General features: G+C 62.7%; 15 protein-coding genes. All 15 read right to left on the reverse strand.

From position 1 onward, the window contains the following. Nucleotides 1–17: 17 nt before the first annotated feature. The gene (locus OJ996_RS14530) at nt 18–1,193 is read right to left on the reverse strand and encodes a glycosyltransferase family 4 protein (protein WP_264514336.1); all 1,176 of its coding nucleotides are present in this window, start codon (nt 1,191–1,193) and stop codon (nt 18–20) included. A gap of 204 nt (nt 1,194–1,397) precedes the next feature. After that, nucleotides 1,398–3,569 carry a chitobiase/beta-hexosaminidase C-terminal domain-containing protein gene (locus OJ996_RS14535; protein WP_264514337.1) on the reverse strand — a complete coding sequence of 724 codons (2,172 nt, stop codon included), beginning with the start codon at nt 3,567–3,569 and terminating at the stop codon, nt 1,398–1,400. Between the two features lie 394 nt (nt 3,570–3,963). Beyond that, the gene (locus tag OJ996_RS14540; RefSeq protein WP_264514338.1) at nt 3,964–4,851 is read right to left on the reverse strand and encodes a glycosyltransferase family 2 protein; all 888 of its coding nucleotides are present in this window, start codon (nt 4,849–4,851) and stop codon (nt 3,964–3,966) included. A gap of 39 nt (nt 4,852–4,890) precedes the next feature. Beyond that, complete coding sequence (locus OJ996_RS14545; protein ID WP_264514339.1) at nt 4,891–5,835, reverse strand: glycosyltransferase family 2 protein; 945 nt, start codon at nt 5,833–5,835, stop codon at nt 4,891–4,893. A gap of 11 nt (nt 5,836–5,846) precedes the next feature. Further along, the gene (locus tag OJ996_RS14550; RefSeq protein WP_264514340.1) at nt 5,847–6,389 is read right to left on the reverse strand and encodes an acyltransferase; all 543 of its coding nucleotides are present in this window, start codon (nt 6,387–6,389) and stop codon (nt 5,847–5,849) included. Then, a complete protein-coding gene (locus tag OJ996_RS14555; RefSeq protein WP_264514341.1) occupies nt 6,386–6,880 on the reverse strand; it encodes a glycosyltransferase in 495 nt (164 codons plus the stop codon). The genes OJ996_RS14550 and OJ996_RS14555 overlap by 4 nt, the downstream gene beginning before the upstream one ends. After that, nucleotides 6,877–7,335 carry a hypothetical protein gene (locus tag OJ996_RS14560; RefSeq protein WP_264514342.1) on the reverse strand — a complete coding sequence of 153 codons (459 nt, stop codon included), beginning with the start codon at nt 7,333–7,335 and terminating at the stop codon, nt 6,877–6,879. Before OJ996_RS14560 ends, OJ996_RS14555 begins: the two co-directional genes overlap by 4 nt. A 12-nt stretch (nt 7,336–7,347) precedes the next feature. Next, complete coding sequence (locus OJ996_RS14565) at nt 7,348–8,793, reverse strand: sugar transferase (RefSeq protein WP_264514343.1); 1,446 nt, start codon at nt 8,791–8,793, stop codon at nt 7,348–7,350. A gap of 50 nt (nt 8,794–8,843) precedes the next feature. Further along, entirely contained in the window at nt 8,844–9,830 is a 987-nt protein-coding gene (locus OJ996_RS14570; RefSeq protein ID WP_264514344.1) for a polysaccharide deacetylase family protein, read from the reverse strand. Nucleotides 9,831–9,887: 57 nt separating this feature from the next. Continuing rightward, complete coding sequence (locus tag OJ996_RS14575; RefSeq protein ID WP_264514345.1) at nt 9,888–12,167, reverse strand: GumC family protein; 2,280 nt, start codon at nt 12,165–12,167, stop codon at nt 9,888–9,890. A 201-nt stretch (nt 12,168–12,368) separates the two neighbouring features. Next, a complete protein-coding gene (locus tag OJ996_RS14580) occupies nt 12,369–12,869 on the reverse strand; it encodes an acyltransferase (RefSeq protein ID WP_319800693.1) in 501 nt (166 codons plus the stop codon). After that, entirely contained in the window at nt 12,866–13,948 is a 1,083-nt protein-coding gene (locus tag OJ996_RS14585; protein WP_264514346.1) for a Gfo/Idh/MocA family protein, read from the reverse strand. Before OJ996_RS14585 ends, OJ996_RS14580 begins: the two co-directional genes overlap by 4 nt. Further along, nucleotides 13,945–14,637, reverse strand: a complete 693-nt coding sequence (locus OJ996_RS14590) for a sugar transferase (protein WP_264514347.1) — start codon at nt 14,635–14,637, stop codon at nt 13,945–13,947. Before OJ996_RS14590 ends, OJ996_RS14585 begins: the two co-directional genes overlap by 4 nt. Before the next feature lie 872 nt (nt 14,638–15,509). Further along, nucleotides 15,510–16,733 (reverse strand): hypothetical protein, encoded by a 1,224-nt coding sequence (locus OJ996_RS14595; RefSeq protein WP_264514348.1) that lies wholly within the window; start codon nt 16,731–16,733, stop codon nt 15,510–15,512. Nucleotides 16,734–16,931: 198 nt separating this feature from the next. After that, nucleotides 16,932–20,075 carry a choice-of-anchor D domain-containing protein gene (locus OJ996_RS14600; protein ID WP_264514349.1) on the reverse strand — a complete coding sequence of 1,048 codons (3,144 nt, stop codon included), beginning with the start codon at nt 20,073–20,075 and terminating at the stop codon, nt 16,932–16,934. Nucleotides 20,076–20,079: the final 4 nt, after the last annotated feature.

Consider the following 20,079-nt stretch of genomic DNA (forward strand, 5'->3'; position numbering starts at 1 on the left):
GAATTCGGAGTGAATGATCAGGCGACTCGCTTGCGGACCTCGCGATAGACGTCGGCAAGTTTGCGGCCCGCTTCGTCCCAGGTCAGCTTGTCGAGATCCGAGAGGGAGGCGGAGCGCAGCTTGCGAAGCAGTTGCCGGTCCGCATCGAGCAAACGGATGTGTTCGGTGAGCGATTCCACATCGCGTGACGGGTGGATCAGGCCGTTCTGCATGTGCTCGCAGACCGCGCCGGAAGCATCGGACACCAGCAGCACGCAGCCGGAGCCGCGGGCCTCGTAGGTGACCAAGGCGCTGCCCTCTTCCACGGAGGAGAGGACGAAGAGATCGCTCTGGCGCATGAGATCCGGCAAGTCGCGGCGATGGCCCATGACCTTCACGCTCGGGTGCGAAAGCATCGGCTGCAGGAGGTCCGCATAGCCGGGAATGAACTCGCCGCAGACCATGAAGGTGCCCTTCTCCTGGGCGCCTGAGGCCAACCAGGCCTTCAGCGCATGGTGCAGTCCCTTGCGGGGCTCCACGACGCCGGCGTAGATCATCACCAGGCCGTCATGAGCTTCCGGCTCGGATCCGGGGACGGCGAAGCGGGCACCATCGAAGCCGTATTGATGGCGCACCAGCTTGGCTTCATCGAAGCCGCGCTCGCGGAAGGTGCGGGCGACGAATTCGGAGGGGCAGAGCAGGTAGTCGGCCTCGGCGTACTCGGTTTCCTCCAGCTTCAGGCGCTCGCCGTCGAACTTGTGGTCGTGATCACCGGGAAGCTCGATGCCCACGTTCTTGTTCTCCTTGGCGACTTCCTCGTAGGCGAAGCCGGTGTGAGCGTTCGGGCGTTCCAGGACCACCGGGATGCCATGCTTCTTGGCCACGCGGATGGTGCGCAGGGAAGAGAGCGGCCAGCCATGCACGACGTCGATCTCGCGGTGGTTCGCGTTGAGCCACATCGCGGTGACGGCGTCGTGCCAGTTGCAGGCCATATCGCGGCCGATGAGCTTGTAGGGCACGCGCAATTTGCCGACGGAGAGCGTCTTGCGCACCTTGACCGCCGGGTCGAGCGGCTTGACCTGCGAGCCGGCGAAGAGTGTGACCTGGGCCCCGGCGCGTGCCGCACCATCGACTTGGTGCCACGCGGTGCTGCAAATGCGCCCGGCACCGAACTTGTGCGGGAAACTGTAGAGAACTCGGACGGGGGAGGACATGGGGGGAAATCCTGAAGCGGACGCCTAGGGGGCAAGCGCCTGCGGGGGGAGAGTAAGGGGGAACGGACCATCTCACAATGCGGGAGAAGGGCCGGAGGGGGGATTACGCGAAGGCGTAGGGAGGGGGCAAAAGGAACGGCACCCCGCTGGAACGGGGTGCCGTGATGAATGGGAGCGGCGGTCTGCCGCGAAAGCCTGACGAATTCAGGGATTCGAGGTGACCCGCAGGCCGGTCGGAGCGGTCGGCGGCGGCGTGTTGCCGAGCGTTACGTCAGAGACGATGTGGGAACCCTTCAGGGATACCAAGGCCAGGTGATTGATAAAGGTCGCGCCAGCCTGCTCGCTGCGGAAGGCGTAGTTGGTGGCGATCGTCACCGGGCTCTGGCCCGCCGGCGTGACGGTGACCGAGTAGCGTTTTGTGGCGACATTGATGTTCATCTCGAAGCGGTAGTTCACGCCGGCCGTGTAGGCCAAGGGGGTGACCGCTTGATAGGAGCTGCCGTTCCGGGCCTCGATGAAGCCGGTGGTCCAGAACCGGACGATGCAGGCAAGGTCCTCGAAGCCATCGACCGAGATCGGCCCGACGCCGGTGACGCCGTCGATGTTGTTGCCATCCGGAATCGAGTTCCAACTGATGGTGAAGGTGCCGGTCTGGTTGGGCAGGGTGACATTCGCCCATGCCTCGGAGCCCACGTAGGAGTCACCGATGGCGAAGCTGGCGGATGCCACCGGGCTGTTCTCCGCTCCCGCCTTGATGCCGATGGCCTTCAGCGTCGCGGAGGACGAGATCGTCAGGCTGCCGGTGTAGAGGGTGGAGCCGGTATTCGGCGTGCTGCCATCCAAGGTGAAGTAGATCGAGGCGCCTGGAGTCGGGCAGGTCAGGGTGACTGGAGTGGCGCTGCTGAAGAGGCCGCCATCCGGAGCGATGACCGGCGTGCTGACTTGGTTCACGATGCGGTATTCCGACACCTGCACTCCCGAGGGGTCCAAGCCGCTGCCGCTCGCGGTGGCGAAGGCGCGGATCGTGGTGTTGGAGGAGACCGGGACCGGCGCGGTGTAGCGGGTGGACGAGGTCGTGGGCGTGCTGCCGTCGAGCGTGTAGTAGATCGTGGCGTTGGCCGTGGAGCAGGTCATGGTCACCTGTTGGGCCGCATTGTAGGTGCCGCCGGGCGGGATCATCACCGGACGGGAAACGCTGGTCGTTGCACCCGGGTTTCTCCAGATCTCCTCAAGGCGCGAATTCGTCGGGTAAGGCGGCATCGCGGACATGAAGATCGAGTTTCCCTCGTTGACGGTCCAAGTTCCGGCCTGCGGCTTGTTGAGATCACCGTAATACTTGTTCACGGTGGTATTCGAGACCTGCACCCAGGGAGCGGAGGAGTCGCGGTCGTTCAGGGCCATGCCGCCGTAAAACATGGATCCGCCCAGGGCGCGGAAGTTCTTGCCGGAGCCATTGAAGGCATTCTTGGTGCCCTCCGTGGCTCCGCCGGGAAGGTGAGGATATCGCGACTTCGAGATCTCGTCGGAGACGATGTAGCTGTGGTCGAGGATCAGGCCGTCGATATTGCCGGTCTGGATCGAGCAGTTGTTGGCGGAGAAAACCGCGGTGTCGCGAAGGGTGACATTCGAGTAATTGCCGCCGCCGGTGGAGGCGAACTGGACGGTATCGGTGTGCGGCTTGCCGCCGGTGTAGGGATACTCGAAGAAGCGCGGGGCGTGATAGCAGCCGTCGAGCGTGAAGTCGGTGTAGCCGCCGCCGCCGGTGTAGAAGTTCGCCGAGTCGTCGCTGACCACGTAGTGATCGGGCTGGACGACTTCCGCCAGTTCGATGCCTTCGGTAACGAATCCATCGGTGCCGTAGACGCCGAGGTGGCCGGTGCACTTGATCCAGGCGAGCGCCGAGCGGCGGCAGCCTTGCATCTTCACACCGCTGGTGCCGATCGACTCGAAGCCGGCGAAGCAGACGCCATAGACCTTCAGGAAGCGGACGCCATTCTTCCATTTCACCGAGCCGTAGCCGTCGCGCGGGGCCACGGTGACCCGCTGGCCCCAGGCCACCGAACCGATGCTTTCCAGAGCCGGCACGGAGCCGCTTGAACTGCCGTTCCCTGCGAGCTCGCCGGGAGCCACCAGGATCAGCGTGCCACTGTTCGCCTGAGCGTTGGTGACGGCTTGGATCGCATTGCGGATCGCGGTCCAATTGCAGGGGACTTCCACGATGTTCGCCACCGTGTTGTCATACATGAAGGGGGTCGGGATCTTCTCCGGCCAGTGGGTGCCATTGGGGCCGTAGGAGGCGATGCGCTCCGGCTTGGCCAAGCCCGTGAAAGGCAGCGCCAGAAGTGTGAGTAGGGATAGGCAGGCTTTGATTCTCATGAACGGGTCGGTTTTTCGGTTTCCGAGGGTTCTCTAGGCTGAGGTTGGAAGAGACACGGGAAGCGGGAGGTTCCACCTGCAGTCGGGGGGCTCGAAGTCACTCCTGCAATCAGGAGCGTGACCCCGGGCTTTCTGCTCACCGGCAAATTTCCGGTGCTTTTCCGGCAAATTTTCTAGATTCGATTTTTAAGAGATCTGAAACTTACGTTAATTTTTTCAATTTGAGAAGCCTAGAGTCCATTCGAGCGGTCTGTTAGCAAGGTGTAAGTGCCTGATCCAGCCGGTTAGGCGTAGATTCCCTAGGCTTTCCCCCGCGCAAAACCGCGTTCCGTCATTCCGTGCCTGCGAGCGGTTTTCACGCCACGGCCGGGGCTATTTGTGAGTGCTTGTCTCTTCACGGTGCGAGCCCGTGCTTCATTGCCACGATTCGCTGTAAGGTTTCGTATTTCAATGGCTTGCGGCTCCGCATCAAGGTCGGAAGAAGGGTTCGTGCAGATCGCATCGCGCGGAAGAAGTCCTTCACGTGTCCACCCCTGCAGGCCTTCACAAATTGATACACCACCCGCGGAGCCGCGTACTGGACCGCCGCAAAGCCGGGCAGACATGCGGCAGCCAGCAAAATTTGATTCCGAGGCTTGTAGAAAACGGTCACTTCGCTGCGCCGGGAGACCTCGTTGGCGTGGTGGAGCGCCACCAGATCCGGGCAGTGGAGGATCTCCCCTCCCCCGTCGAGGATACGGTAAGCGAGCTCTACCTCCTCGTAGTGCATGTAGAGGATCTCCGGGTACATGCCGGCCTCGACCAACGCCTCGCGACGGAAGGCATAGGCCGTACCGCTGAAGTAGGAGGTGTAGAACTGCTTGTCGGCATACTTGTCGATCGGGACCGGATGCCACCAGCGGGGGGAGTCCTCCGACTTGCCATCCGGCTTGAGAAGGCGGAAGGCGAGACCATCCACCTGCGGATGCTCGTTGAAGCGGTTCGCCACTTTCAGCAGGAGCCGCACGTCGGGGATGGTCACGTCGCTGTCGAAGCCGACGATGATATCGCCCTTCGCCTCGCGGATCCCGCGGTTGCGGGTCACGGCGGGGCCGCCGTTCTTTTCATTCACGAAAATTCGCGCGCGCGGGAACTCGCGGCGGAAAGCCTCGACGCTGTCGTCCGGCGAGCAGTCGTCGACGACGATGACTTCGAAGTCCACGGCCTGCTGGGCGAAGACATCGCGCAGCAAGGCCACAACGCAGTCCCGGCGATTGTAGCTGGGAATAACGACGCTGATCATGATGGGGGGGTGGGGAGGTGAACAGAAACGGGTGTGGGATCAGGCGGCGTTGCCGGTGCCGTAGCCTTGGAGCCAGTCCTCACGCTCCTTCCAGAGCGTCTGCCAGCGGCCGGCGCTATCGTTGCGCCCGGGGCTTGAGCGAACCTTGCTCACCGCGGCGCGCAGGCCGGTGCCGGTGGCGAGGAAGAAGAGGCCGAGCGAGCGGGACAAGCCGGTCCAGTGGAAGCGGACCAAGCTGGCCTTGCCACGATACAGCAGCATGGTCTTGTGCACCGGCGTGTCCGAGCAGCCGCCCACCTCGTGGACGAGCTTGGCATCCGGACAGATCACGGGCCGGTAGCCGGCGTGGTGAGCGCGCATCGCCAGATCCGCATCCTCGCCATACATGAAGTAGCGTTCGTCCAGACCGCCCAGCTTGTTCCAAACCTCGACCGGGCTGAGCAGGAAGCACCCGGTGATCACGCCCACTTCGCGCACGGTATCGCGCTGCCAGCTGCCGAGCGACTCGGGATCGAGGAAGCGGTTCCGCGGCGCGATGGTGGTGAGGCCGAAGGAGAAGAGCGCCATGCTCCAAAGGCTCGGTAACCCCCAGCAGGAAGACGGCTCGAGGCTGCCATCCGGACGCAAGGTGCGGCCGCCATAGAGGCCGTGACCCGGATTCTTGCGCGCGAACTCCACGATGGTGTCCACGGCGTGATCCAGGATCTCCGTATCCGGGTTGAGCAAAAGCACGAACTCGGCGTCCGCATGCTTCACCCCGAGGTTCACGCCCTTGGCGAAACCGAGGTTCTCGCCCGGCAGCACGAGCTGCACCTGCGGATAGTTCTTGCGGATGAACTCGACGGTGCCATCGCGGGAATTGTTATCCACGACGATGACCTGCTGGTTAACGGCCTTCCTCTGCGCGAACACGCTATCGAGGCAGGATCCGATGTGGTCCTCCGAATTGTAGGACACGATGACAATGGCTACGTCAGCTTTCATGTGGGGGGGACTTAAGCTAGAGCGGGTTCACGAGTGCCGATAACCCGGGCGGGGACTCCGCCGGCAATCGAGCCGGCGGGAAGATCTTTGGTAACGACGGCACCGGCACCGACAATACAGCCGTCACCGATGGTCACGCCGGCGGTGACCACCACTTGGGCACCGAGCCAGACATCATTGCCGATGCGGATGTCGCGCTCGTTCTTCGGCTGCTGCCGGAAGGGCTTACCCGCCTCGAACTTGTAGTCGGAGGCGGTAATGAAAACGTCCGGAGCGAGCGACACGTAATTGCCGATGATAATCCGGCCGGTGGAATCTCCGGCCCAGAGGCGGCAGCGCTCACCGATGTGGCAATCATGTCCCATCTGTATCCGCTCGCCATTGCGGAAGGACACGTTCGGGGAAATGCCGGTCCCCTTCCCTGCCACCAGCTTGCGGCGCGGCGCGACGTGGCTGTATCCATAGAAATGGATCAGCCGCAGGGCGTGCAGGTAGTTCCGCGGATCGAGCACCGAGCACGCCGCGGAGATCGCCTTGGAGAGCGAAGAACTCATGCGCGTTTGCCCTTTCCGGTGAAGATGAAGTCGCGGATGCCTTCCACCAGCGGGCCGGAAGCATACGCCCCGATGGGTCCGCGGGCCTGGAGGCTATCGACCAAGGAGAGCTTGGCGCGCATCTCGTCCTCGTCGAAGGCCACGTTCACATTGCCCAGCTCCATCATCCGCTTGGCGGTGGCGGTCTGGTGCTCGTTGCGATGCTCGCCGAGGCGGGCCAGCTTCGGCATCACCAGGATCGGCTTGCCGTGCAGGAGCGCCGAGAGAATCGTGCCCATGCCAGCATGCCCGATGATCAACCGGGCCTCGGCAAAGTGCTGCTTGAACTCGGCGGGGTCGAAGAAATTGACGAAGGGGATATGGCGGGGTTCCCAGCCGCCCTCGCCGATCTGGGCGAAGACATCCTTGCGCCCGCTCTCGCCAGCCCACTCGTCCACGACCTTCATCATGCGGTCGAAGGGCATGTCGGTGCCTACGGTTACTAGGATCATAGTACGTTACCGATGAAGGTTGGACCTCCCTCGCGGGCGAGATGCGGCCATTGGGTGAGCCAGAGATCGGCACAGGAGCCCGCCTTGGCCCCTGACATCGAGAGTTCTTCCGCGTTCGCCACGCTATCCACCCAGATGGTGCGGATGCCGACCAAGCGACCGATCTTCAGCGCAAAGAAGCCGGGCGCCGCACCCGTCGAGATGATCACATCCGGACGCTCGCTGCGGATCAGCCGGAAGATGCTCCAGGCGGACTTCAGCAGGCCGATCTTGTTGGACCGGTTCGCATCCACGATCACGCGGAAGTCGGCACCGCCCACGTCCGAGCGGTAGCCCTCCTTGGCGGTGGCGAAGATGACATCGCACCCCTCGAAGGCAGGCCGCAGGCGCAGGAGCTGCACCCAGTGGCCGCCACCCGAGGCGATCGCGAGGACTTTCGGTTTGCTACGGGACATGGCCTTGGAGGATCAGGCGGCACCGCGGCCGAGAAGCACGGCGGGAATGGTTTTGAAGAGGATCTTGATATCGAGCCAGATCGACCAGTTCTCGATGTATTCGTTGTCCATCTCCATCCAGCGCTCGAAGGTGATGTTGCTCCGGCCGCTGATCTGCCAGACGCAGGTGATACCCGGCTTCACCGAGAGACGCTTGCGGAAGAGCCACTCGTATTTCTTCACCTCCTCCGGCAGCGGCGGGCGCGGGCCCACTAGGCTCATCTCGCCGTGCAGCACGTTGAAGAGCTGCGGCAGCTCGTCGATGCTGGTCTTACGGATGAAGCGGCCGATCTTCGTGATGCGCGGATCGTTCTTCATCTTGAAGGCCGGCCCGTCCGCAATCTCGTTGAGATGGGCCAGATCCTTCTTCCTTGCCTCCGCATCGACGCACATCGAGCGGAACTTGTAGATCCGGAAGCGGCGCTGGTTCATGCCCACGCGGTCTTGGGCGAAGAACACCGGACCGGGGCTCGTCACCTTGATCAAGATCGCCACCGTGATCATCAGCGGCGCCAGCACGATCAGCGCGGCAGCGGACACCACCGTATCCACCGCACGCTTCGCGAGAAGCTGTAGCAGCATCTGCTCGCGGAAGAGCGTGACGACGTGTTCGCCCTCGAACTCTTCCAGGTGCAGACTCTTGAAGAGCGAGCCGTCTTCCAAATCCGGCATCAAGCGCACCACCACGCCCAGGTCCCGCGCATGCTGCACCACTTTCACGATATCGCTGAAGCGCGAATCAACCGGCAGGCAGACGATCATCTCGTCCACTCGCTCGCGCTTGAGAACCGACTGGAGATCCGGCAACAGGCCGAGCACCTCGCCGCGGTTCCCCGGCGTCTCCGCCCACGAATCGCGGGCCGCTTCGTTCTCGGCCACGAAGCCGACGATCTTGTAGCCGAGCTCCGGACGGGCATCGATGCGGGAGACCACCTGGTTCGCCCGCGCATTCGCTCCGATGACCAGCAGGAAGCGGTAATTGTATCCCGAGCGCCGGGCGCTCATCAGCATCATGCGCAGCGCCAGGCGGCTGACCACGCCAGCCGCACTCACCGCCGCGAAGAACAGGAAGACATTCTCCGTGGTGATGCTGCGGACCTTGAAGATGCCGCAGACCATGGCCAGCCAGAAGGACGCGAGGCTCGTCGCCTTCAGCAAGTCCTTGAGCTGGGTCTTCAGCGCGACGAAGCGGTCGGCCTTGTACCGGATGCAGTAGGCGAAGATGCCGACCCAGCCGAGGGCCAGGAGCAGCATGCCGATCGTATCCGCAAAGCGGTAGGTCGCCGTGGTGGCGAGTGTCCCGCCGCGCAAGGCGATCTCGGGACGGAAGTAGATAATGAGGGCAGCCGCGGCGACGAGTATCAACTGATCCAGTACGCGGAAACTATGGATCAGCACCTTATGACGGAGGCGAATCATGGGGGGGGACGGGGGGGGGGGGACAGCAGGGGGGTGGGGGGAAAGCCTGATCAGGTCGGGGGACCGTCACAGACCGGGGATATCATCTCTCGGCGGTACCAAACGGCAAGTTCCTTTGCGAGGGGGTTCCAGTACTTTCCCTTATACTTTCGGACCATATACTCGAGAAACTCTTTTAGGAACGAGGAAGGATAAGAAGACGAAGTCCTCTTGCCGGAGAAATCGATATAGTCCGGGTGGATGTTCACCAGGGCAAGGCCGCCTCGGGCGGCAATCCAGTCGAGCTTGCGCTTCCAGATTTCCGGACTCTCCTCGCCGAGGATGAGGAAGAGCGTGGAATCCTGCGGCAGGGTATAGGGCAGCTCTACATAGCCGGAGCCCGCTCCTTCCTCCTCCGGTTTCACCTCGAAGGGGAAGATCGTGTGCGAGCCTTCCGGCTGCGGCTCGAAGGGATCGGTGTCGAAGGTCGAAGCATCGTACACCACGTTCAGATCGTGAATCCAGCCGAGCTCCCGGAGCATGAAGCCGGAGCGGAAACCAACCGCACCCCATGCTTCCAGATAGTGGTTGATACGCTTGGCCTTCTCCCGGAATCCATCCCGGGAACCATAGAGCCGGCCATCGTGGTTCAAGTCGTGGACCCCTACCTCGAAGCCCTTCGTCGCAAGCCAGGACCGCAGCTCCACCGGATCCTCATAGGTTCCTTCCGGGATGAAATTGAAGGAAGAGCGGAACCCAAGAGCGATCTCGAGCTGGGCCAGATCCTTCACGCGTTCAAGCCCCACTCCGGACTCCACATCGTGCGTGAGGACCACGGCAAACTGCTTGCCATCCTTCCAGCCCGACCAACCTTGCGGTGGCTTGCCGGCCGACTCACTGATCGGCCAGACGCCATCACACTGCTTGATGATGCCACGGGCATGCCCTCTCCGCACGGCGAGCCGGAGCCGCCGCGGGATGAAGGGTTTGATCCTGAAATAGGCTCTCGCGAACAGCCCGGGGGAGCTGGACGCCATCGCCTCGTGGGAGGAAGCCATGGGTCGGGGGGTATCCCTCGGAGCGGGTGCGGCTCCGAGGAGATGAAGGCAGGGCGATCACACTTCGCCAAGGACCCAACCCGGGGCGTGGGTGCGGGCCTTGTTGTAGATGCAAGAAACATCGGCGCGACCCTTCACCAGTTCCGAGTATCCCCACTTGAGGGTTTCGCGGTTGGTGTCCTCGCCGTCGACCACCAGCAGCACCTTGTCCATAAGCCCCGCCATGGCGAGCGTGGGGCTGGTCTGTGCCAGCGCCGGCATGTCGAAGATGATGTAGTCAAACTCGCTGGCGCGGAAGTGCGGCAGCAGCTCGTAGAGGTGCATCGGCCCGAAGGCGGTGCTGTTCGGGTCGCTCTTCCGGGAGGCCGCGCTGGCCAGGTAGAGGTTCTGCGACCCTTCCTTGAAGCGGGTGTTCCGCGCGGCCTGCAGCGCGCCGACCAGGGAGTGTAGCGGCTTGTTGCCGAACATCGGATTATCATCCGGATATTCCGAAGTGAGATCCACAAGCAGCACCTTCGCGCCGTTCACTTCGGAGAATGCCTTCGCGAGACCCGCGGCGATCGTCGATGTACCGGCTCCGGCGGAAAGCCCCGTCACGGCCATCAGCTTCGGCTTGTGGGTCATGTTGTTGACCTGGAAGTTGAAGACGATGCGGTCGCGGATGGCTTCCGAGTAGGGGTGGATGAAGTGATCGGTCTTTGGCGGGTAGGCGTGGAAGCCGTTGTTACCGCGCACGGCGGGCAAGGCGGCACCCTCCCCTTCCGTCTTCTCGGCCGGACGATCGTTTCCGATCAGCAGCGCACCGCGATTCTTCGGCCGCACGAAGGGGATCGACAGCATCAGCGGCAGTTGCAGGCGGGACTCGATCTCGTTCGGGCGCTTGATGCGGCGATCGATGACCAGCTCCAAAAGGAAAGCGAGACCGACACCCACCGCGACACCGGCACCGGCGAGTCCGAGGATGATCTTCTTGGTCAGGTCGCTGAAGGTTTGGATCGGCACCGAAGGCTTGTCCACCACGCGGATCTCGCGCATCTGGGTGGGATCGAGCGTGCGGTCCACGCGCGCCTTCTTGAGGTTGGTCTCCAGCATGCGATACTCGCCGTCTTCCATCTCGCGGCGGCGCTCGAGTTCTACGAGCTTCGGCTTGAGGATGGCGAGTTCGTTGATGCGGACATTCAGGCTGCTCAGGTCCGCCTCGTAAGAAGCTTCGCGGGCTTCCAGTTCCTTCAGACGGGACTTCTCCACTTCCAGTTCGGCGGCGGGGTTTGCTACCACCGCGGTACCGGGGGTCGCCGTTGCCTGGCCGACCAGTCCGGGAAGACGTTCGAGCATCTCCGCCTTCTCGCGACGAACGCGCTCCATCTCCTGACGGTTGCGCACCACTTGGATCTCACCGGCCGCATACTTCGACTGGAGTTCGAAATCGCGCTTCTGGTGGAAGTCCAGGCGCGCGACCAGAGCTTGATAGGCCTCGACCTGCGCGGCCGTCGGAGCGGCGATCACGGGGGCCGCCGGCTTCTTCACCACCGCCTGCGATCCGATCGGGCTAACACCCTCCACCGGGGTGGACTCGGCCAGGCGGCGTTCAAGGCGCTCGACACGGGTGGACTGTTGGGCGATCTCCGCCTTCACGGAGTTCAGATCCTGCTTGGTACGCTCGCGCTGGGAGGAAAGCGACAGGTCCTCATCATTCAGAGAGATGATGCCGGACGAAGACTTCGTCTTGTTCAGCTCCGCTTCGGTCGTGGCCAAGCGCTCCTTCACTTCCTTCACCTGCGCCTCCACGGATTCAAAGGCGCTGGTGGAGCGGTGGATCTCCAGGTGCTTCGCATAGTAGCGCTTCACCACTTCTTCCAGCACATCGAGTGTGAGCTGCTTGTCGGGATTCCGGTAGATCACGCTGATCACGTTGCTCCCCTTCCCTGCCGGCTTCACTTCCAGGCCGTACTGCACCACCTTCGCGGCATCGTCCAGAGAGGCCGTATCGGGAGCCTGAGGAATCAAGCGGTCCACTCCGATCGCACCGGCCACTTCCGCAGCAAGATCGCCGCTGCGGAGGATCAACATTTCGGTGTTCACCACCTGCTCGCCACCACGGCCACCGGCGGACATCTCGGTTTCGTGCCCGTCGAGGGCACCACGCTGCACGACCGAGTTGATGACCAGTTCGGCCTCCGACTCGTAGAATGGCGTGCGCGTCACATACAGACATGCCGCAGCGCCCAGACCGAGGGCACTTGAGATCAGGATCTTCCACTTGTGCTTGAACAGCACGTAGAGAATGTCCTGGAGGCCAAAGGATGCTTTGGCACCGCGTGGATCAGACTTTTGCATGGGGGGTGGGGGTGTTCGCTTTCTTAGTCCAAATGGGTGAGAAATCCAAGAACCAATCGTCCGCATCAGCACGCGGGAGGAGGGGAGGCGGGGAGGCGGAGGGACCGTGCTGAAGGTCGAGCGACCGTGATTACCGCACAATCCATTCCAACTTTCTACACGTGTTCGCGTAGGTTCAGGCGGATTTCTGCGGAGTCCGCTTCATGAATTGGTAAAGCCGTCGGAAGGCAGGAGCCGGGCGGGATTGCCGGCAACCACCGCCCCGGGCGGCACGTCGCGGGTGACCACGCTGCCGGCACCCACCATGGCTCCGGCACCGATCGTGATCCCGCTGAGGATGGTGGATCCCGAGCCGATCGAAGCTCCGTCTTCGACGAAGGTCCGCTGGCAGACCCAATCGGCAGCGGTCTTCAAGCTGCCGTCGGCATTCACGGCGCGGGGATAATGGTCGTTGGTGAAACTGACATTGTGTCCGATGAAGACGCCATCGCCGAGACGCACGCCTTCGCAGATGAAACTGTGGCTGGAGATCTTGCAGCGGGCTCCGACCCGGACGCCCTTCTGGATCTCCACGAAGGTTCCGATGCTAGTTTCATCCCCGATGTAGCACCCGTAGAGGTTCACGAAGGCATGCATCGTCACGCCTTTGCCGAGCTTCACATCGGCAGCAATACGCAGGGTGTCGGGGAAGATTTCGGTCATCGCCCGCTGAAGGTGGGGAGTGCGGAAACGGGGAGCGGCTGGCGCGGCTCCGGCCGGGCGCTGTGGAAGGGCACCGGCCCGCCGTTCGCGCGCAGCGATTCGGTACTGGCTTCGAGGATGCGGACCATCTCCAGCCCGCGCGCGCCACAGCTCATGGGAATGCTGCCATCCCGCACGCAATCGACGAAATGGGCGCACATGTTCTTCAAGGGCTCGCTCTGCTCGACGCGGGGCAGGTAGCAATCGCCGTAGTGGTAGGAGTACTGGAACTCCGCGAAGTTGTCGTAGTGCGGCGGGCATTCCACGCGCACGTCGTAGATCCGGATCTTCTCCAGCGGCTGGAGGTCGTCGTAAACGATCATCTTGCGGGTACCGACGAAAGTCATCTGGCGGACCTTGCGCGGCTCGAGCCAACTGCTCTGGACAGTGGCGAAGCGTTCCTTGCGGAAGCCGAGCGAAAGGTTCGTGACGTCTTCGATGCCCGGATGGATGTGGGCGTTTCCCTGGCAATTGATCAGCCGGGGGCACTCGCCCATCAGGTGCAGGATGATCGAGATATCGTGCGGCGCGAGATCCCAGGCCACATTGATGTCCTTCTGGAAGAGGCCTAGATTGAGGCGCTGGCAGTTGATGTACTTCAGCTCGCCGATGCCGCCTTCCCGGATGATTTCCGTGATGCGGCGGACCGGCTCGGAGTAGAGGTAGGTGTGGCCCACCATCAGGGTCAGCCCTCGCTCGGCGGCAAGTTGGATCAGCTCTTCACATTCCTCGGAAGAGGACGCCATGGGCTTCTCGACCAGCACGTGCTTGCCCGCCAGCAGGGCGGCCTTGGCAAGGGCGAAGTGAGTGCGGACCGGAGTGGCCACGACCACCGCATCAAGCGGCGTGCCGGTGAGCATCTCGGTAATTCCCTCGAAGAGGAGCGCCTGCGGATAGCGCTCGCGCATGTGCCTCAAGCGGTCCGGATCCGGATCGCAGAGGGCGCGGAGTTCCGCGTCCGGATGGGAGTCGAAGTTGCGGGCGAGGTTCGGTCCCCAGTAACCGCAGCCGACGACCCCCACGGCGAGGGGCTTTTTCATACCCTGTCGGTCATTCCCTGCACGCCGTAGCCAAGCACCGGCGCATCGCTTGCCGGGGGGGAGAGGCGGCGGCGGCGGGCCAGGCAATCGGCCATCTGGCCGACCAAGGTGAGCGGCGTGAGCAGGACGATTCCCAGATCGAGCACCGGCGAGCAGCGGCGGGCATAGTGGACGTCCATCGCGTTCATCTCGCGGAAGGTCGTGCGGTTCTTGCCATTGACCTGCCAGAAACCGGTGAGGCCCGGCAGCACGGTGAAGCGCTCGCGCTGGCTGAGCGTGAAGAATCCGTATTCCTCGAGCAGGCAGGGACGCGGACCGACCAAGCTCATCTCCCCGAGCATCACGTTCAGGAGCTGGGGGAGTTCGTCCAAGCCGGCGCTGCGCAGGAAGGAGCCGCCCGTGATCAGCCGGGAATCGCCAAGCAGGTCGAGCTTGATCATCGGACTGTCCGACTCGACCAGACGACCGACGTGGGCCTCATGGTCGCGGGTCGGTGCACCGGGGTGCATGGACCGGAATTTGTAGAGAGTGAAACGCTTGCCGCCGAAGCCGATGCGCTCTTGGCGGAACAAGGCGGGGCCGCGGGACACGAGCTTGATCCAGCAGGCGATGGCCAGCATCAAAGGGATGGCCAGAGGCAGGCTGAGGATCACGCAAAGCAGATCCGAGAACCGCTTCCATGCAGGCACCGGCAGGGTGCTTACGGGATTCTCACGGCTTCCGGAAAAAGGAAATCCGAGGCCCGCTCGAGGCCCGGTCCGGGAAGACCGCGGGAGTTGCGAGGCCCTGTTTCGCGGGCGCTCCGGGCGGAGGCTGGACTGCCGCGCTTTCGCTGCGGGCACTGCTGTCCGGCTTCGCCGTTCCTTGGTTGTTGGTGTCATCCTGGGGGGGTGGGGATGGAAGTGACAGAAATTCAGGGATTGCTCAGGCTCGTGGGATGCTTCGTTGGGTTTCTGTTGGGTTTCCTTACACCTTTGGATTCTTCATCCATGCTGCCGCCCTTGGTCACTTGGCACTTCTCAGCGCCAAAACCGACGAGGGGACAGTCAGGGTATGACCTCCTCGCACGTGAGTCCCGGTTGGGGCCGCGAGATCGCCTTTGTCCATTCAGGGACGCGGGTGGGCGACGTCGGGAGGCTCGTCGATAACTCAGATGGGGGGAGATTGCTGGGGGGTGGGAACGAACAGCGGCTCCGTTTTATCAGGAACGCAATGAACCACAAGTAATTATTGGAAGATTTACGTATATCGGGGGTGACGTTTTTGTGAATCTGCCTGTGTATTGGGAGGCGATGCTTCGATCTTACGGCATCCGGGGAGAAACTCGCAAAATGCGTCTCTTCCCCGGCTCCATAAGCTCAAGTTCGGCTAAACTCGAAGCTTCGTGATTCAAAATGCTTACCTGAAGGTAGCATCGTACGTGCCCGGGATGATTCCTCCCGAAGTTCTTTGGATTCTTGAATTCAAGACATCCGATAGAACACGCAAGTCCCGCTCATGGGAGCGCTCATGGGAGGGAGCTTACCCCTCCCATGACATACCAACTCCCCCGTCGGCTTCCTCAATATTGGAAGCCGATCCCCGTGGAGATCTGCCACTGGGACCATTCCTTCTGGCCATCATTCACGGCGGCACGCAGGGAGGTCTCCCAGGTCATGCGATCCGAATAGAGCCTGCGCCGATAGGTCAGGTAGGCATTCAGAAACTCGTCATCCTCACGCGCGGTGGCAGTGAGGCCGACGGCCTGATACTCCGAGAAGCTGATGCCCACGCCTCCCTCCAGCGAGCCGCGCTCGAAGAAGCGGGTGAGCGAGGTGCTGAAGGACAGGTCGTCCACCAAATAGTTCAAGTTGGTGGGAGACGGCACATTCGCATAGCGCACCGCGGCCTTCCAGGTCCAGCGCTCGCTGATGACGTACTGGGCCTCCAGCCCGCCCGTGAATCCGGCGTCGCGACCGCCGCCAAGACGGGAGTTCTTGGCGAACTCCACACCGCCGGACGCATCGAAGAAGAAACGCTCGCCCCACTGGTAGCGGGTTCTGACCAAGGCCGCGATCGCATCGCGCTCGCCGGTCTGGTCGGACTCGGTGAGCGTGTGGCGGATAGCCGGGCCGATGCGAATGCGCTCGGTGGCGTCCCACAGGCCTGAGATCTGGGTCGTGTAGACGTCCGCTCCCGCCCGCGCTCCGGAATCATACTCGGACTTGGACGCGGTCCATGCCCCGAGCAGCGAGGTGCGGGGCGCCAACTGATAGGAACCCTTGATCCCGTAGTTCAGGATCGAGCCTTGGATGAAGCCGCCGGCAAGACGGTCGGCCGAGGAAACCTCATCGTAGCTGGCGAAGGCCGTGATATCCGTGCGCGCTCCCTTGAAGCGGAAAAAGATATCGCCGGTGTGATCGACACCGTTCAAATGCGAGTTGTTCCAGTAGGTATGGATGACCGGTGAGTAGCGCGCCTCGAAGGAGAACCGGGCACCGCCCTCCGGATCCGACCGGTAGGTGATCCATGGCGCGATATCGACGCTGAACTCGCTCTCCGGATAGTCCTGGAGAATGAAGAAATTCGAATCGTAGGTGGCAGTGGCATCGAGACCGAGATAGAAGCCGCCTTTGAAACCGCCCAGCGCTTCGGCCGGGGGAAGGAAGCTATCGACCAGCGCGCGGTCGCCATCGGCAACACGCAATGCGAAATCCTGGGCGCTTGCGGGAACGGAGAGCGCGAGCAGGGCCAGAGCGCTGCCGGCAAAAAGTCGCTCCACGGGGTGAAGTGGGAGGGTGGACATGGGGGGGAAGTCTGGGTGGACTAGCAGATGATCTTGAGATTTTGATAGGAAAGTCAATTCGAATCCAGACCAACGGGGCAGCGGCGGGATACGCGGAGAATCGTTCGCGAGCACAACTGTTGGAACTCACGATCAAGGGCTCAGACAACAGGATCGGTAATTTGCTCACCGAATCTTGCGCTGCCGTTCGTCAGCATCTCAGCGCGGCTCCAAACGGAAGAAGGCCTTGGGGTCCGGTGAGCTGAAGTTGAACTCGATCGCTCCCTGACCGTTGATGAAGGCGCTGTTGGAACTCATCGGCAGTAGTTGGAAGTTGCCCAGATCGATCGCTTTCTTGACCGCGACGGTGAGCTTGAACGTGCCGGTGCCGGGATTCACCGCCGCGAGCGGCATGCCGGGATGCATTGCCTGAAGTTGGTCCAACGAGTACGCCCCGGTGGCATTCGCGCCGTGGAGAAGCACCGCGGCGAGTTCGCTGTCATCGACCTGCCAATCGAATCCGAGGGCCTCGAGCTGGAGTTCGAGCACGTCATTCAGGCCGTCGCCGTCGGTATCATGATCTGCGGCGAGGGACTGACCGGTGAGAGTGATGTCGAAGGGGCTGTTGCTGCTCGAATTGCTGGTGATGCGAAGCGAGGCGATGCGGATCCCGGCCACAACCGGCGTGAAGCCGACCTGGAAGGTGGCCGTCTGGTCAACGGCCAAAGTCACCGGCAGTGCGGGCGGCGAGACCTGGAAGTCCGCCGTATGCCCGGACATCAGCGCGATCCCCGTGACCTGGAGCGAAGCGGTGCCGACATTCCGGATCACCACGAGTTGGGTTCCGCCATCGGTGCCTACCGGCGCATTGCCGAAATGAATGCTGGCGGACCCGCCGATGAGGCCGGTGCCCGGGGGTTGCTCGACCTGCATCTGCGGAAGCGGTGGGTCCGGCGCGAAGAGATGCGCGGCACCGCGGTCGAAGGTGTTGCCATCGGCAAGAGGTGCGCCGACCACGATGTCCACACCATCGATCGCCACCGAGAAGCCAAAGTGATCTCCTGCCCCGTAGCTGCCGCAATCAAGCGAATCCACCGCCACTTGAGGGGGGGCCGAGGTCATCTCATAGACGTAGGCGGCACCACCATCCGGAACATGGATATCCATCTCGGAAGCCCCCACGACGACGCGGGAACCGGAAATTGCCACTGCGATGCCGAAGTAATCTTCCGGCTCGGGCGAAGGGTTGACCAGACTCACCCAGGGTTGGGTAGAAGGGAGATCCCCCAAAGAATACACATAGGCGGCGCCAGCATCGCGGTCAGCCGTATCGTCCTGGTGGGCGCCTATGACCACTCCGAGTTCCGATATCGCCACGGCGGCCCCGAAGGAATCGTCCGCCGCCGCTTGCGGATTGTCGAACACCGCCACCGGGCCGTACGGGGCGGGCAAGGAAACGTCGTAAAGATAGGCCGACCCCGCGTTGGCCGCTCCGGTGTCATTGCCAGGAGCACCTACGATGACCATCGTACCTGCGATCGATACCGATGACCCGAACAGGTCGTCGGCCGCTGGTGCGGGATTGTCGAGCGTGGCCACAGGCACCGTAGGGGTACCGGACAGGAGATCGTAAACATAGGCGCTACCGGTATCGAGCGTGGCGCCCGAGTCGTTCTTCGCGCAGCCGACCACGAGCCGGGATCCGGACATGGCCAGCGAGTTGCCGAACTGATCCTGGGTATTTGCGGCGGGATTGAGGATCGTCAGCACCGGCACCGTCGGTGTGTTCGAGGTCCGGTCGTAGATATAAACGATGCCGCTATTGTTGACCGGGTTGTCGTCCTGATAAGCAGCCACCGCGACCTTGTTCCCCTCGATCGCCACGGCGGCACCGAAGTAGTCGTTCAGCGTGGGCGCAGGATTCTCAAGGATGAGCACCGGCACCTCCGGAGTCTGGGATTCCCTGTCGTAAATGAAAACCGTTCCGGTGTTCTGATTGCTCCCCTTGTCATCGTGATGCGCACCCGTGACGATGATCGAACCAGACATGTCCACCGCCGTCCCGAACTCCTCCGCGGACGAGGTGCTGGGCGTGTTGATCGTGAAGACCGGCGCGGGCGGCGGTGAACCGGAGAAATCGTAGACGTAGGCCGAGCCCACATCGCTACCGCCGGTATTGTCGCCATGCGCTCCGGTGAGCAGCCGCGTGCCGGAGAAGGAAACCGAGCGGCCGAACTGGTCGCCGCTCTGAGGCCCGGGATTCTCGATCGTGACGAAAAGCACCGGCCCACCTGCTGTCAGGTCGTAGGCATAGACACGACCCGCTTCGGTGAAACCCTGATCGTCGAGTGCATTGCCAATCGCCAGACGGGACGCCGAAAGGGAAACCGATGCCGCGAACTCATCGCCGATCGCCGGCGCCGGATTCACAATCGTCGCCCACGGCGCGGAGGGCGTCCCCGCGGAGAAGTCGTAGAGGTAGCAGAGACCGCTGTTGTCGGCACCGCTGTCATCCTGCGGCGCGCCCGCCGCCACCTTGTCACCCGAAACGGAAACAGCCCACCCGAAGCGCTCGTTGCTCAGCGGACTCGCATCGGAGAAACTCGCCACGGGAGTTTGTGGAGTGCCCGAGGAAACATCGTAAACATGCACCCGGCTCAAATCCCCGGCACCGCTCTCCTGGGGAGCCGCCACCACCACGCGCGATCCCGAGATCGCCACCGCATGCCCGAAATTCTGCCCGGACGCCAACGGATTCGGCAAGCTCAGCACCGGCTCCGAAGGGACGCTGGTGAACAGATCATAGACATAGGCCATGCCTGCATCCGCTGCCCCGGAGTCGCCATGCCGGCACCCCACCACCACACGATTGCCCGAGATCGCCACCGAATAACCGAAGGAGTCGTTCTCGCTCGGGTCCGGATTCACAAACGTGAAAACCGGCACCCCCGGAGTGGCCGAACCCATGTCATAAACATAAACGATACCACTATCCCCCGCCCCGCTGTCGTCATCCTTCGCGCCGACCACGATCCGGTCCCCCTCCACCGCCACGGCCCAACCGAAGTGAGCCTGCGCCGACGGTTCCGGATTCAGCAAAGTCCTCACCAAAGCCCCGCTGCCCGCCTGATAGATCCCCACAATCCCGCAATCCTCACCACCGGTGTCATCGTAAGGAGAAGACACGGCCAGATAAGTGCCGCCTGCCGCCACCGAGTAACCGAGCTGCGTCGCGATCTGCCGCGCCACCGCCGGTGAAGCATACGACTGCTGCGGCGAATATGGAATCGGCGCAGCCTGAACCCACGCACAGGCGAGCCCGGCAGGAACGAGGCGGAGACAGCGTTGGATGAAGGAGCGCATTTCC

Origin of the sequence: Luteolibacter rhizosphaerae, from assembly GCF_025950095.1 — a bacterium.
Classification (GTDB): Bacteria; Verrucomicrobiota; Verrucomicrobiia; order Verrucomicrobiales; family Akkermansiaceae; genus Haloferula; species Haloferula rhizosphaerae.